The organism is Klebsiella sp. (assembly GCF_027492335.1).
Lineage (GTDB): Bacteria > Pseudomonadota > Gammaproteobacteria > Enterobacterales > Enterobacteriaceae > Klebsiella > Klebsiella huaxiensis.
The window spans coordinates 1-13985 of sequence record NZ_JAPUEW010000049.1; the positions used below are offsets into that span (position 1 = coordinate 1).

The window sequence follows — 13985 nt, forward strand, 5'->3', positions numbered from 1 at the left end:
ATTGGTTGCGGGGGCCGGATTTGAACCGACGACCTTCGGGTTATGAGCCCGACGAGCTACCAGGCTGCTCCACCCCGCGTCCGTGGATGCGCACTATACTCCGCTAACGTTTTGATGCAACCCTTTTTGACATAAATCGTCAATTTTGTAAAAAATGGTGCATACATAAGCACTTTCCGTCTGTTTTTTGCGCAAAACTGCTTTTGCGGTGCGTAAGCGCATTTCATTAGCCCTGGGGGTTTGTTATCTTCATCACGCACCCGGGCTTAGCAGCATAAAGAAGAGATACCATGAAAGGACGTTGGGCAAAATACGCAGTAACAGGGGCAATGCTGGCAATGCTGGCCGCCTGTTCCTCAAAACCGACCGATCGCGGTCAGCAGTATAATGAAGGTAAACTCACCCAACCGTTTTCATTGGTTAACCAACCTGATGCGGTAGGCTCGCCGATTAACGCTGGCGATTTCTCCGAACAGGTGAGTCAGATTCGCAGCGCCTCTCCGCGCCTCTATACCAGCCAGAGCAACGTTTATAATGCGATTCAGGATTGGCTGCGCTCCGGCGGTGATACCCGCACGCTGAGCCAGTTTGGTCTTGATGCCTGGCAGATGCAGGGCACGGATAACTACGGTAACGTCCAGTTTACCGGCTACTATACGCCGGTGGTGCAGGCGCGCCACACGCGTCAGGGCGAGTTCCAGTACCCGATTTACCGTATGCCGCCGAAGCGCGGTAAGCTGCCCTCCCGCGCCAGCATTTACGCGGGCGCTCTGAGCGACAACTACATCCTGGCCTACAGCAACTCGCTGATGGACAACTTTATCATGGACGTGCAGGGCAGCGGCTATATCGACTTTGGCGACGGTTCGCCGCTGAACTTCTTTAGCTATGCCGGGAAAAACGGCTGGTCGTATTACAGCATCGGTAAAGTGCTAATCGATCGCGGCGAAGTGAAGCGGGAAGATATGTCGATGCAGGCGATCCGCGAATGGGGTGAAAAACACAGCGAGGCGGAGGTGCGCGAGCTGCTGGAGCAGAACCCGTCGTTCGTCTTCTTTAAGCCGCAGTCTTTCGCGCCGGTGAAGGGCGCCAGCGCGGTGCCGCTGATTGGCCGCGCGTCGGTGGCCTCCGACCGTTCGATTATTCCTGCGGGAACCACGCTGCTGGCGGAAGTGCCGCTGCTAGATAATAACGGTAAGTTTAACGGTCAGTACGAGCTGCGCTTAATGGTTGCTCTGGACGTCGGCGGTGCGATTAAGGGCCAGCACTTTGATATTTACCAGGGCATTGGCCCGGATGCTGGACATCGTGCCGGTTGGTATAACCACTATGGCCGCGTGTGGGTGCTGAAAAACGCGCCGGGCGCGGGTAACGTCTTTAGCGGTTAACGCACACCTGGCCGATATTTTGTAGCCCGGGTAAGGCGCTTGCGCCGCGACCCGGGAATGCCCACTTATTCTGAGGTTCTATGTCTGTTGTAATCAGCGATGCCTGGCGCCAGCGTTTTGGCGGCACGGCGCGTTTATATGGTGAAAAGGCGCTGCAATGTTTTGCCGACGCACATGTCTGCGTGGTCGGCATCGGCGGCGTAGGTTCCTGGGCGGCGGAAGCGCTGGCGAGAACCGGGGTTGGCGCGATTACCCTTATCGATATGGATGATGTCTGCGTGACCAACACCAATCGCCAGGTTCACGCGCTCGGCGGCAACGTCGGGCTGGCGAAAGCTGAGGTGATGGCAGAGCGCATTCGCCTGATCAACCCCGAGTGTCGGGTGGCGGTGGTGGACGATTTTGTCACCCCGGAAAACGTCGCGGAGTACCTTGGCGTCGGCTTTAGCTACGTGATTGACGCCATCGACAGCGTGCGCCCGAAAGCGGCGTTAATCGCATACTGCCGCCGTAATAAGCTGCCGCTGGTGACCACCGGTGGTGCGGGCGGGCAAATTGACCCGACGCAAATTCAGGTCGCGGATCTGGCGAAAACTATCCAGGATCCGCTGGCGGCAAAGCTGCGCGAGCGCCTGAAGAGCCAGTTCGGGGTAGTGAAGAATAGTAAAGGTAAACTCGGCGTGGATTGCGTTTTTTCCACCGAGGCGCTGGTTTATCCGCAGGCAGACGGCAGCGTATGTGCGATGAAAAGCACCGCTGAGGGTCCGAAACGGATGGATTGCGCATCTGGATTTGGCGCGGCGACGATGGTGACCGCAACCTTTGGTTTTGTCGCTGTCTCTCATGCGCTGAAGAAAATGCTGGCGAAGGCGGCGCGGCAGACAGCGTAGATTCCCGGAGGCGATGCTGCGCACCTGTCCGGGCTACAAAACCGCACGAACCCGTAGCCCGGGCAAGGCGCGTCAAGCGCCGCCCCCGGGGTGAGATTAACTCTCGCGGGCGGCGCTGAGAACCGCTTCGCTCAGCGCATTCAGTCCCTGGCTGCGCGAGGCGCTGAGCTGACCGCGTAGTCCCAGCTCATCAAACAGCGTCAGCGGGTCCCGTGCCAGCAGCTCGCCAGCTCCTTTCCCCTCAATGGCGGTTAATAACACCGCCAGCATGCCGCGCACGATGCGGCCTTCGCTATCGCCGTAGAAATGCAGTTTGCCCTCGGCATCAATGAAATAGCCCAGCCAGACGCGGTTTTCGCACCCGGCAATCTCTTTCGCCTGTGCTTTCAGGTCATCAGGCAGCGCAGGAAGCTGCTTACCCAATAAAATCAGCTGGCGATATTTATCTTCCCACTGGCTGAGCGGGGTAAAGGTCTGACGTAAGGCCTCTTCGGTGATGTGGGTACCAAAAGGGTGAGAAGTCGTCATTAATCCACCAGTATTTGCAGGGCGCGGTCGACGGCGTGCACCAGCGCGTAAACATCGTCTTGCGTATTATAAGGTGCGAACGAGGCTCGCAGGGTACCGCTGACGCCAAGTGCCGCCAGTAGCGGCTGGGCGCAGTGCTGACCAGCGCGCAGCGCGATGCCCGATTCCGCCAGCAGCGTCACCATATCGCTATGGTGAACACCGGCAAAATCAAACGCCAGCAGACTGGAGTCCTGGCAGCGGAAAGACCGAAAGCCCGGGCGTTTCGCCAGTTCGTCTTCTGCCAGCGTCGCCAGACTACGGCTCCAGTTTTCCGCCTGCGCGATATCCGTCTCTTCCAGCCACTCCAGCGCCGCGCTCAGGCCAATCACTCCGGCGATATTTGGCGTTCCGGCTTCGAAGCGGTAGGGCGCAGGCTGGGTTTTAAAGCCGTCGAAGGTGACTTCAGTAATCATTTTCCCGCCGCCGAGCCAGGGCGACATCTCTGCCAGCAGTTCGCTTTTGCCATACAGCGCGCCGATGCCGGTTGGCCCGTAGAGCTTATGACCCGAGAAGGCATAAAAGTCGATATCCAGCGCCTGCACGTCCGCCGGGAAATGCACCGCGCCCTGCGCACCGTCCACCATCACTACCATATTGGCAGCGTGGGCCAGACCAATCGCCAACGCCAGATCCGGACAGCCGCCGGTGACGTTGGACATCTGGCCGATAGCCAGCACCCGGCTACGTGGGGTGATGAGCGTGCCCAGAGCAGCTACGTCCGGCAGGTGATTGCTAGCCAGTGGCAGCTTCACTACCCGCGCGCCGGTTTGCTCTGCGACCATCAGCCACGGAACCAGATTGGCGTGATGCTCCGCTTCGCTGACGATAATTTCATCGCCCGGCTTCAGGCGCGGACGGACGTAGCTCTGCGCCACCATATTGATGGCCTCAGTGGTGCCGCGCGTCCAGACGATATCTTTGCCGGAAGGGGCGTTAAGCAACGCCGCCACGCGCTCGCGTGCGTCTTCATAGCGTTCGGTTAAGCGCTGAGCCGCAGCGAACTGGCTTCGGTGGACGTTACCCGCGCTGAGGCGATAAAACTGGTCGCTGGCCTCGATCACCGCCAGCGGCTTAAGCGCCGTTGCTGCGCTATCAAGATAGACGCCAGCATCGGCCAGCGCCGGAAACTGGGCGCGAAATTGGACGGGGTTGAATGCGTTCATGGAATTCCTCGTGTCGATACCAGGATCGTCGCGCACTTTCCCCATAAGGGCAAGGCTGGTAAGAGGGGGACAAAGATAGTGTGGTGATGTTTGGGCAAAAAAAAGCACCGCGCATTGCGGTGCTACATTAAATCACTATGGACAGACAGGGTAAATGTACAGGAAGTGAAAAAGGGGTAGCTTAGCTACCATGGTCCGCACACACAGACCAATTGCAAACACAACAACACAACATCACAACCGTAAGCCAAAAGCTTGTTGGAACACGCATTCCAAAAAAAGCTCTTCGTTCCGGCTCAGGAAGTGCCGCCACTATAGGTATTTGCTGGTAGAACCTCAACGGACAAATTATAATGGCTCAGATAAAAAAAACTAATAGGTTAACTGTTGTTTCCTGTTTGTTAAATTGCCTTAACATCTAAGCCAGAATAACTATGTCAAAGCGTTTGCCACCTCTGAATGCATTACGTGTTTTTGATGCAGCCGCACGTCATCTCAGCTTCACTCGCGCCGCCGATGAGCTTTTTGTGACCCAGGCCGCAGTCAGCCACCAAATCAAGTCCCTGGAGGATTTCCTCGGCCTCAAGCTGTTCCGTCGACGCAATCGTTCTCTTCTTTTGACGGAAGAGGGACAGAGCTATTTTCAGGATATTAAAGAGATTTTTTCCCAGCTCACCGAGGCGACCCGCAAGCTTCAGGCTCGAAGTGCAAAAGGGGCGTTGACCGTCAGTATGCTGCCCAGTTTTGCCATACAGTGGCTGGTGCCGAGACTCACAAGCTTTAACTCAGCTTATCCGGGAATCGATGTCAGAATCCAGGCGGTAGACCGTCAGGAAGACAAGCTGGCGGATGATGTTGACGTGGCGATTTTTTATGGTCGCGGCAACTGGCCGGGGCTGCGCGTTGAAAAATTATACGCCGAATATCTGCTCCCGGTTTGCTCGCCATTGTTGCTTACCGGTGACAAAGCGTTGAAAACACCTGCCGATCTGGCGCAACATACGCTGTTACACGATGCTTCCCGTCGCGACTGGCAAACTTATACCCGCCAGTTGGGTCTAAACCATATTAATGTGCAACAGGGACCGATTTTTAGCCACAGCGCAATGGTGCTGCAGGCCGCAATCCATGGACAAGGTGTCGCTCTGGCCAACAACGTGATGGCGCAGTCCGAGATTGAGGCAGGCCGTTTGGTCTGCCCGTTTAATGATGTTCTGGTCAGCAAGAATGCGTTTTATCTCGTTTGTCATGACAGTCAGGCTGAACTGGGTAAAATAGCCGCCTTCCGCCAGTGGATTCTGGCAAAAGCGGCTAATGAACAAGAAAAATTTCGCTTTCGTTATGAACAATAAATCATTGTAGGGTAATCACATGACCAGCCGTTTTATGCTGATATTCGCCGCGATAAGCGGTTTTATCTTTGTGGCTCTGGGCGCTTTTGGTGCGCATGTTTTAAGTAAAACGATGGGCGTTGTGGAAATGGGCTGGATCCATACCGGCCTGCAATATCAGGCTTTCCACACGCTGGCAATTTTTGGTCTGGCGGTGGCGATGCAGCGCCGCATCAGCATCTGGTTTTACTGGAGTAGCGTCTTTATGGCGCTCGGTACCGTTCTATTCAGCGGCAGCCTGTACTGTCTGGCGCTGTCGCATTTACGCCTGTGGGCGTTCGTTACGCCGGTCGGGGGCGTCTGCTTCCTCGCCGGTTGGGTATTAATGTTAGTTGGTGCAATTCGTCTGAAACGTAAGGGCGTTGTTCATGAATAAAGTTGTCCTCTATTGTCGCCCTGGGTTTGAGAAAGAGTGCGCAGCAGAAATTACCGATAAGGCTGGCCGCCTTGAGGTATTTGGTTTTGCCCGAGTTAAAGACGACTCCGGTTATGTGATTTTTGAGTGCTATCAGGCCGAAGACGGCGAAAAGCTGGTGCGTGAATTGCCGTTCAGTTCGCTGGTGTTTGCTCGTCAGATGTTTGTTGTCAGCGAGCTGCTGCGCGACCTGCCGCCGGAAGACAGGATCACCCCGATTGTCGGGATGCTGCAGGGCGTGGTCGAAAAAGGCGGCGAGCTGCGCGTTGAGGTGGCCGACACTAACGAAAGCAAAGAGCTGATGAAGTTCTGCCGTAAGTTTACGGTACCGCTGCGCGCGGCGCTACGCGAGGCGGGGGTGTTGACCAACTATGAAACGCCAAAGCGCCCGGTAGTGCATGTGTTCTTTATCGCCCCCGGCTGCTGCTATACCGGCTATTCGTTGTCCAATAACAACTCGCCGTTCTATATGGGTATTCCGCGACTTAAGTTTCCATCCGATGCGCCAAGCCGCTCAACCCTTAAGCTGGAAGAAGCGTTTCACGTTTTTATTCCGGCGGATGAGTGGGATGAGCGCCTGGCGAACGGCATGTACGCGGTAGACCTCGGGGCTTGCCCCGGCGGTTGGACCTATCAGCTGGTCAAACGAAATATGTGGGTTTCCTCGGTGGATAACGGTCCGATGGCGCAGAGCCTGATGGACACCGGGCAGGTCACATGGCTGCGTGAGGATGGCTTCAAGTATCGCCCAACGCGCAACAACATCTCCTGGATGGTGTGCGATATGGTGGAAAAACCGGCGAAAGTGGCGGCGCTGATGGCGCAGTGGCTGGTGAACGGCTGGTGTCGTGAAACCATCTTTAACCTTAAACTGCCGATGAAAAAACGCTATGAAGAGCTATCGCGCAACCTGGCTTATATCCAGGAGCAACTGGACGAGCACGGTATTAACGCGCAAATCCAGGCGCGCCAGCTGTATCACGATCGCGAAGAAGTGACCGTTCACGTGCGCCGCCTGTGGGCTGCTGTCGGTGGTCGTCGCGACGAACGCTAGTTTCGTCGATTTTGCTGGCCGGATAAAGCGTTAAGCTATTATCCGGCGCTGCAAATAGCTGTTATGACTGCGATACATCAGAAACAATATGCGTCACATCATTCAGATGGCCGATCCGTGCCTCCCCCGAACGATTAAATTTGCTCTTATCAATCAGCAGTAATGATTGCGAAGCCCGCTTCAGCAGCAGCGATTTAAAATCGGCATTGACCGTATTCGAGTCCCAAAGCGCGCCGTCGCTGTCGATGCCTTCACACGAAAAAATAAACAAGTCGATTTCCAGCGATTTGAGCTGCGAGATAAGCGACGAGCTGACGTAACAGCCATATTTGCGCTGGAGCGTACCGCCGGAGCAGGTGAGCTGAATATTTTCGCGCTTGCTCAATTCCTGGCAAATCGGCTGGCTATTGGTAAACACATGAAGGTCGATATCCGGCAGTTGACGGGCCAGATACCAGCAGGTTGAGCTGGCATCAAGGGCGATAACCATCCCTCCTTCTATCCAGGCAAGGGCTTCACGCGCGATATCTGCCTTGTGGGCGTAATGGCTTTTAAGACGGATGTGAAAAGGGTCGCCGCTGTCCTGGTTTTCCCGATGAATCACTTTTGCCCGACCGTGGTTGCGCAGCACTTTCCCCTGGGACTGGAGTTCGCTGAGGTCGCGACGAATGGTTTCCCGGCTGACGTTAAGCTGTAGTGATAAGGCTTCGGTGGTCAGGCTGGTATGGTTCATGAGCAGGTCTAGAATCGCTTGCTGTCGTGCCGCTTTCATTTTTCTCACCCTGGCGTTCGATGAGCGCCCGCATTGGACGGGCGCTGCGGCATGAGATTACGGCGTTACCCCTTTTTTTAAAAGAATATTCCCGTACTTGGCACGCTCACCTGTGATAACGATCGCAAAGGCTTTTTGCGCCCGCTCGTAGAAGGCAAAGCGGTCGATGCGGGTGATATCCGGGCAGGGTGCAGAGCCTGAAAGCGCATCGCGATAGCGCGTTTCAACCTGCGGGTCGAGCGTATCGCCTTCTACCGCAGCCATCATCACCAGCGGCGGGGCGTAGCTGTCGAGTTCAAATAACGGAATAATGGCTTTCAACAGATCGCTAACTAACAGCCCGTCGGTGCGAATCACCTGCGGCCCCATGCTGTGCGCCGGGAAGTGGGCATCGGAAAAAATGATCTCATCCCCATGCCCCATTTCCGCCAGCACTTTCAGCAGTTCTGGAGAGATTAACGGTGAAATAGTCTTTAGCATCTCAAATTCCCTCAATCAGTTCGGGTTCGGTTTGCGGATAAAAATAACGGTATTCGTAGCTCACCTGTGCTCTGGCCTGTTCCGGGCTGGTAAATTCACCGACGCCGTACCAGCCGAACATTGCCGCTCCGGCCACGGTGGTTTCGGCATCATCCAGCACCTTAATCGGAATATCGAGCATATTGGCTTTAATCTGATTCCACAGCGCGTTACGGCTGCCGCCGCCAACCAGCAGCAGTTCGGTCGCTTTAAAGTGGCCAATTTTTTGTAGCGTTTGCAGGTTGCGCGCAAGCTGCTCCGTTAACCCTTCCAGCGCAGCGCGATAGAAATGACCGCGAGTGGTGTTGAGCGTCACGCCCTGCCAGCCCGCGTTTTGGCAGGCGAGCAGGTCGCACTGCATCTTCACGCCTTCAGCACCCTCAGGAATAACCCGCGCTTCTTCAATCAGCGTCTGCCACGGCGTTTCCGACGTCCACAGCAGCTTGCGCACCCATTCGAGCACGCCGGAGGCCAGCCACTGCATGCCGGGGTTATACAGCCCTGCCAGGCTATCCAGCTCGCAGGTGGAGCCTGCATAGTGGCTAAGCAGCGGCGTGTTGACCTGGGCGCTGCGCACCATCAGGATTTCCCAGGTGCCGGATGAGAGCACCGGTTCATCCTGTTCAGCACCTGCGCCAAATAGCGCAAACTGGGTATCGTGTCCGGCGGAGATAACTGGAATACCTGCGGGTAAGCCCAGTAAGTTCGCGGCATCAGATTGCAACGTGCCAATTTTCTGGCCTGCTTCAACGAGTCGCGGGAACAGGCGGCGCGGCAGGCCGGTGGCTTGTAAGATTTCCGTGCTGAAATTCCGCTGGTGGATGTCCAGCATCTGGCTGGTGCCCGCCATAGTGATATCGGTGGTGAACTCCCCGCTCAGATGATGATTGATGAGCGAGGAAATAAACAGCCAGGCGTGGGCCTGCTCCAGCAGCTGCGGGTGGTTCTCTTTCAGCCATATTAGCTTGTACAAGGTGTTGAAGCTAAACGCGCCGACGCCGGAGATTTGCTGGAGCTGCTGCGGGGGCATAAAACGGCTGATACTTTCCATAACGGCCGCGGTGCGCGGGCATTTCCAGCTGATGACCGGATAGAGCAGCTCGCCGTGTTCATCAACCAGCGCGCCATCGACGCCGAAGGTGGTGACAGTGATGCCGCGAACCCGACAGGAGGACAGTTCGCTGCGAATCTGCCGACAGCACTCCGCGAAGCGTTGCACAATGGCCTCCAGCGACCACTGGTGCCAGGCGCTGTTCTCCACGGCAATATCGCTGGCGTTGGCCGTTGCGGCACGGGCGATAATTTTCCCCTGCCGGTCAACGGCAATTGCTCGCACGTTGGTGGCGCCGCAGTCGAGGACCAGGATGACTTCATTCTTCATAAATAACTCCATAAACGTCGCCGGATGGCGCTGCGCTTATCCAGCCTACAGTTCATGTACCCGTAGGCCCGGTAAGCTTGCGCCACCGGGCAAAGCCGCATTAACGTTTATACAGCGGGCCATAGTTCTGGCAGGCGCGGTAATCCTGGCCTTCTGTATCCATGCCGTGCGCAGACCAGGTGGAAGGGCGATAAATCTTCGCCTCTTCGACGTTATGCATGCACACCGGAATACGCAGCATTGACGCCAGGGTAATAAAGTCGGCGCCGACGTGACCGATGGTCAGCACGCCGTGGTTAGCGCCCCAGTTAGCCATCACCGAGTAGACGTCTGAGAACGGGCCTTTACCGGTCAGGCGCGGCGCAAACCAGGTGGTGGGCCAGGTGGAGTTGGTACGGGCATCAAGCTGGTCATGCATCTCTTTAGGCAGCTCCACGCTCCAGCCTTCGGCGATTTGCAGTACCGGACCAATGCCTTTGATGATATTCACGCGGGTCATAGTGAACGGCACGCCGCCTTCGGTCAGGAAGCGGGAAGAGAAGCCGCCGCCGCGGAAATATTCATGAATCGCCGGGCACCACTCGGTGGCGGCCAGGCAGGCGTCGGCCTCCTGTTGGCTGATTTCCCAGTGTGGTTTCATGGTCGGTTTGCCGTTGTCATCTCGCTGTTTACAAGATCCATCCAGCGCCGCCGAGCCGGAGTTGATCAGGTGGATAATGCCGTGCTCAGCCAGCCCGGTCAGCGGTTTTCCGGTGACACGTTCAACGGCGTCCGGCGACCAGTAGGTACGGACGTCGGCAAACACTTGAGCGGTACCGGTCAGCTGATGTCCCATCAGCATGGCTACGCCGTTGAGGCTGTCGTTCTCGGTGGCGACGACAAAGGGTTCACGTACGCCGTTCCAGTCGAATGAACTATTGAGCAGCGCTTCGGCGGTATCGCCGTTGGGGTATTGATCGGTCCAGTGACGCTGGCCCTGGAAGCCGGCAGCGATGGCGTTATAGCCGAGCGACTCCTCAACCAGCCCTTTTTCCGCCAGCTTCTTGTTGCCCTGCATCATGTCGCGAATGCACATTGCCATCAGCAGGCTCTCTTTCAGCACTGCACGGCTCTGCTCTTCATTACGCTTATACTGCTGCGCGTTCTGGTCTTCGCCATAGCGGAAGTTTTTATCCGCCCACGCCAGCGCCATTTCCAGTTCGGCTTCGTCATAGATTTTCTGGTCGATACGGCGACGTAGTTCGGTCATATCCACCGCCTGCACTTTCATGCCCAGCCAGGATTCGAAGAAGTTATGATCGACGATAGAACCGGCGATCCCCATCGACACGCCGCCGACGGAAAGATAGCTTTTGCCTTTCATGCTGGCGACCGCTAAGCCAGCGCGAGCGAAGCGCAGCAGTTTTTCTTCAACGTCCGCAGGGATGGAGGTGTCATCGGCATCCTGTACGTCATGACCGTAAATAGAGAACGCCGGAATACCCTTTTGGCTATGGGCGGCCAGCGCTGCGGCAAGGTAAACCGCGCCGGGGCGTTCGGTGCCGTTAAAGCCCCAGATGGCTTTCGGCCGCAGCGGATCCATATCGATAGTCTCGCTGCCGTAGCACCAGCATGGCGTGACGGTGATGGTGACGCCGACGTTCTGGCTGCTGAATTTCTCCTCGCAGGCGGCGGATTCCGCCATCCCCGCGATACAGCTATCGGCAATCACGCACTCAATCTGCGCACCGCAGGCATGGCGGAGTTTCTCGGTAATAAGCGCGGCGGTGGCCTTCGCCATATTCATGGTTTGTTCTTCGAGCGACTCGCGCACTCCCATGCGACGTCCATCAATAACCGGGCGAATACCTATTTTCGGTAAGCTGATTTTTTTCATTACAGATTCCTCACGTTATTCGGATAAATGTTTAGTTAGCTGCCGTTTGTGAACGGAAACGGGCAAAGATGAAGATGATGGCAAAGCAAAGTGCCGGAATGAGCTCTGCAGTCGTAATACTGCCTGCGGCGTCGCTGACAAAACCCATGACCGGGGTGACGATGCCGCCGCCAATGATGGTCATGACGATGAAAGAGGAGCCGTATTTAGTGTCCTGTCCCAGATTTTTGATGCCCAGCGAGAAGATGGTCGGATACTGAATCGACATAAATGCGCTGCACAGCGTCAGGGCCAACAGGCCGATTTGGCCGCCCGTGAAGGCTGAAATCAGGCACAGAATCATGGCAAGCAGAGCGTAGGCTGCCAGGACTTTATGCGGCGCGAAGCGGCTGACAAGCCAGGTGCCAGTGAAGCGGCCAATAAAGAAGCACACCATGGTGCCGGTCAGGTAGTTGGCGGCGAATCCGGGCGTCATGCCGGGGATCTCTTCGATAGCGTAGCGAATCAGGTAGCTCCAGCAGGCGGTTTGCGCGCCGACGTAGCAGAACTGCGCCAGTACCGCCCAGCGCCAGTGGCGAATGCGCACCAGGCGGGAAAACGATGCTGAAAATGAACTCTGTCCGACATCACTATGATCATCACTTTGCAGGGCTGGGAATTTGGTCAACATAATCAGCAGAGCGACCAGTAAGACGACCGCGACGATGATCATATAAGGGGTTTGTACCGATAACACCAGGCTGTGCTTGTAGGCACTGAGCTGTTCGGGTGCCATTTTATCGAGCACTTCCTGAGATTGATGCGGCACGTTAGACAAAATAAGACTTTGCCCAAAGACGACGGCGATAATGGCACCAAAAGAGTTAAAAGTTTGCGCCAGATTAAGTCGGAAGTGCCCACCACTTTCTGGCCCTAAAACAGTAACAAAAGGATTTGCCGCCGTTTCCAGACAACCTAAACCTGCAGCGATAATAAATAATCCAATCAGGAATAAGGTGTAGTTCATCACTTCGGCGGCTGGCCAGAATAATGCTGCGCCTAAAGCATATAAGAATAATCCGGTGATAATTCCTGCTTTGTAACTTAATTTTTTCATCAAGATCCCGGCAGGGATAGGAATGACGAAGTAGCCAAAATAAAAAGCGGATTGGATTAGTCCGGCCTGAAAATTAGTTAGCGTAAAAGCTTGTTGAAATTGGGGTAATAAGATGTCATTCAGGTTATTGGCGACCGCCCAAAGGAAAAATAACGAGCACAGTAAGGCGAAGGGAATAATATAGCGTTTGCTTTGCCCTGTATCTACCGCACGAAAACTCTGCGTTTGTATTGTTGTGTTTCCCATAGCATCCTCATTGGTTCAGAAGCGTGTTCAGCAGCATTAGAGTGTGGTTGGTTATATCCACCAGACCGCAAAAATCAGGGGAGTTCCGGTGACGGTGTAAACAGTGAAATAAACATCACGGAATGAACTCATGAATGCATTTTCAAATAAAAAACGTCTTTTAATATGATGGTGGTCACACTTAGCATCTATTGAGTGATTTTATGTGATTATCATCACTTTAATAATCAGGAAAACATGACCGTTTGAGAATGTTAATTCTAAAACCCACAAAGAGAATGACCGATTAAATTTATAATGTGGAAAACGGGCAGTTGTTACAATTATCGCTAAAATGCCCGTTTTTTAATGTATCAGTAATAACGGGCATTTTTGAGAAATTTAAAATGAGTTATCTGTTTTTTTTGGCTTCAAATAAGTGAGGGATATCACAGAACGTGGTGATGTAAATTCCTTTCTCATTATTCAGGATGATGATGGTGAACAATTATTCGCATTATTCAACAGCGCCAGGGCGTCATGCCAGGTGAGTCGTCTGTTGTCGTATTGAGCATCATAAAGAGAGGTAAGAAATGGAACGAAATAGACTGGCCCGGCAGATTATTGATACCTGCCTGGAAATGACCCGCCTGGGATTAAACCAGGGAACCGCAGGTAATGTGAGCGTGCGTTATCAGGGGGGAATGCTCATAACGCCCACGGGCATCGCTTATGAAAAACTGACCGAAGCGCACATTGTTTATATTGATGCCAACGGCCAGCATGAACAAGGCAAACTGCCATCCAGCGAGTGGCGTTTTCATATGGCGGCTTATCAGACGCGTTCTGACGCTAACGCGGTGGTGCATAACCATGCGGTTCACTGCACGGCGGTTTCGATCCTCAACCGTCCTATTCCGGCTATTCACTACATGATTGCGGCGGCGGGCGGTAATTCTATCCCCTGCGCGCCATACGCCACTTTTGGGACCCGCGAGCTGTCTGAATATGTGGCCGTAGCCCTTAAAAACCGTAAAGCGACGCTATTGCAGCACCATGGCCTGATCGCCTGCGAAGCGAATCTGGAAAAAGCACTGTGGCTGGCGCATGAGGTGGAAGTGCTGGCACAGCTCTACCTCAGCACGCTGGCTATTGTCGATCCGGTTCCGGTGCTTGATGACGAGGCGATCGCTATCGTGCTGGAAAAATTCAAAACCTACGGATTACGTATCGAAGAATAAAGCC

Annotated in this window: 13 protein-coding genes and 1 tRNA gene; 6 read left to right on the forward strand and 8 right to left on the reverse strand. The window is 54.8% G+C overall.

The genetic code is table 11. The annotated features are described in order from the left end of the window. Positions 1-2 precede the first annotated feature (2 nt). Positions 3-79: transfer RNA gene (locus QVF11_RS14970), tRNA-Met, on the reverse strand. 211 nt (positions 80-290) lie between these two features. Here QVF11_RS14970 and mltA point away from each other — a divergent pair. Both mltA and tcdA read left to right on the forward strand, forming a co-directional pair. Next, positions 291-1388 carry a murein transglycosylase A gene (mltA, locus tag QVF11_RS14975; RefSeq protein WP_112213913.1) on the forward strand — a complete coding sequence of 366 codons (1098 nt, stop codon included), beginning with the start codon at positions 291-293 and terminating at the stop codon, positions 1386-1388. Between the two features lie 80 nt (positions 1389-1468). Beyond that, on the forward strand, positions 1469-2278 hold the full coding sequence (gene tcdA, locus QVF11_RS14980) for a tRNA cyclic N6-threonylcarbamoyladenosine(37) synthase TcdA (RefSeq protein ID WP_287858021.1): 810 nt from the start codon (positions 1469-1471) through the stop codon (positions 2276-2278). A 96-nt stretch (positions 2279-2374) separates the two neighbouring features. On the opposite strand, the gene csdE is transcribed toward tcdA, so the two are convergent. Beyond that, a complete protein-coding gene (gene csdE / locus QVF11_RS14985) occupies positions 2375-2806 on the reverse strand; it encodes a cysteine desulfurase sulfur acceptor subunit CsdE (RefSeq protein ID WP_287858023.1) in 432 nt (143 codons plus the stop codon). Then, positions 2806-4011: a cysteine desulfurase CsdA gene (gene csdA, locus QVF11_RS14990; protein ID WP_142514563.1), complete on the reverse strand. Its 1206-nt coding sequence runs from the start codon at positions 4009-4011 to the stop codon at positions 2806-2808. The genes csdE and csdA overlap by 1 nt, the downstream gene beginning before the upstream one ends. A gap of 434 nt (positions 4012-4445) precedes the next feature. On the opposite strand from csdA, the gene gcvA reads away from it, so the two are divergent. Genes gcvA through rlmM form a run of 3 tightly spaced genes read left to right on the forward strand, consistent with a single transcriptional unit; the run spans position 4446 to position 6871 of the window. Further along, the gene (gene gcvA, locus QVF11_RS14995; protein WP_004114967.1) at positions 4446-5363 is read left to right on the forward strand and encodes a glycine cleavage system transcriptional regulator GcvA; all 918 of its coding nucleotides are present in this window, start codon (positions 4446-4448) and stop codon (positions 5361-5363) included. A gap of 19 nt (positions 5364-5382) precedes the next feature. Then, the gene (locus tag QVF11_RS15000) at positions 5383-5778 is read left to right on the forward strand and encodes a DUF423 domain-containing protein (RefSeq protein WP_142514562.1); all 396 of its coding nucleotides are present in this window, start codon (positions 5383-5385) and stop codon (positions 5776-5778) included. Continuing rightward, positions 5771-6871, forward strand: coding sequence for a 23S rRNA (cytidine(2498)-2'-O)-methyltransferase RlmM (gene rlmM, locus QVF11_RS15005; protein WP_112213908.1), 1101 nt, complete (start codon positions 5771-5773; stop codon positions 6869-6871). The genes QVF11_RS15000 and rlmM overlap by 8 nt, the downstream gene beginning before the upstream one ends. Before the next feature lie 61 nt (positions 6872-6932). Here the strand turns inward: rlmM and fucR are convergent, their stop codons facing one another. The 5 genes from fucR to fucP all read right to left on the reverse strand — a co-directional run bounded on the left by fucR (position 6933) and on the right by fucP (position 12761). Then, on the reverse strand, positions 6933-7643 hold the full coding sequence (gene fucR / locus QVF11_RS15010; protein WP_112213907.1) for an L-fucose operon activator: 711 nt from the start codon (positions 7641-7643) through the stop codon (positions 6933-6935). 57 nt (positions 7644-7700) lie between these two features. After that, positions 7701-8123: an L-fucose mutarotase gene (gene fucU / locus QVF11_RS15015; RefSeq protein ID WP_287858026.1), complete on the reverse strand. Its 423-nt coding sequence runs from the start codon at positions 8121-8123 to the stop codon at positions 7701-7703. Between the two features lies 1 nt (position 8124). Next, positions 8125-9543: an L-fuculokinase gene (fucK, locus tag QVF11_RS15020; RefSeq protein WP_287858027.1), complete on the reverse strand. Its 1419-nt coding sequence runs from the start codon at positions 9541-9543 to the stop codon at positions 8125-8127. 100 nt (positions 9544-9643) lie between these two features. Further along, complete coding sequence (fucI, locus tag QVF11_RS15025; RefSeq protein WP_287858029.1) at positions 9644-11419, reverse strand: L-fucose isomerase; 1776 nt, start codon at positions 11417-11419, stop codon at positions 9644-9646. 31 nt (positions 11420-11450) lie between these two features. After that, positions 11451-12761, reverse strand: coding sequence for an L-fucose:H+ symporter permease (gene fucP, locus QVF11_RS15030; protein WP_112213903.1), 1311 nt, complete (start codon positions 12759-12761; stop codon positions 11451-11453). A gap of 572 nt (positions 12762-13333) precedes the next feature. Between fucP and fucA the strand changes: the two genes are divergently transcribed. Then, positions 13334-13981 (forward strand): L-fuculose-phosphate aldolase, encoded by a 648-nt coding sequence (gene fucA / locus QVF11_RS15035; protein ID WP_287858031.1) that lies wholly within the window; start codon positions 13334-13336, stop codon positions 13979-13981. Positions 13982-13985: the final 4 nt, after the last annotated feature.

Coding starts and splice junctions, on each gene's coding strand:
- csdE (WP_287858023.1), bottom strand. CDS start 2,806: ATGACGACTTCTCACCCTTTTGGTACCCACATCACCGAAGAGGCCTTA.
- csdA (WP_142514563.1), bottom strand. CDS start 4,011: ATGAACGCATTCAACCCCGTCCAATTTCGCGCCCAGTTTCCGGCGCTG.
- mltA (WP_112213913.1), top strand. CDS start 291: ATGAAAGGACGTTGGGCAAAATACGCAGTAACAGGGGCAATGCTGGCA.
- fucA (WP_287858031.1), top strand. CDS start 13,334: ATGGAACGAAATAGACTGGCCCGGCAGATTATTGATACCTGCCTGGAA.
- gcvA (WP_004114967.1), top strand. CDS start 4,446: ATGTCAAAGCGTTTGCCACCTCTGAATGCATTACGTGTTTTTGATGCA.
- fucI (WP_287858029.1), bottom strand. CDS start 11,419: ATGAAAAAAATCAGCTTACCGAAAATAGGTATTCGCCCGGTTATTGAT.
- tcdA (WP_287858021.1), top strand. CDS start 1,469: ATGTCTGTTGTAATCAGCGATGCCTGGCGCCAGCGTTTTGGCGGCACG.
- fucU (WP_287858026.1), bottom strand. CDS start 8,123: ATGCTAAAGACTATTTCACCGTTAATCTCTCCAGAACTGCTGAAAGTG.
- fucK (WP_287858027.1), bottom strand. CDS start 9,543: ATGAAGAATGAAGTCATCCTGGTCCTCGACTGCGGCGCCACCAACGTG.
- fucR (WP_112213907.1), bottom strand. CDS start 7,643: ATGAAAGCGGCACGACAGCAAGCGATTCTAGACCTGCTCATGAACCAT.
- fucP (WP_112213903.1), bottom strand. CDS start 12,761: ATGGGAAACACAACAATACAAACGCAGAGTTTTCGTGCGGTAGATACA.
- rlmM (WP_112213908.1), top strand. CDS start 5,771: ATGAATAAAGTTGTCCTCTATTGTCGCCCTGGGTTTGAGAAAGAGTGC.
- QVF11_RS15000 (WP_142514562.1), top strand. CDS start 5,383: ATGACCAGCCGTTTTATGCTGATATTCGCCGCGATAAGCGGTTTTATC.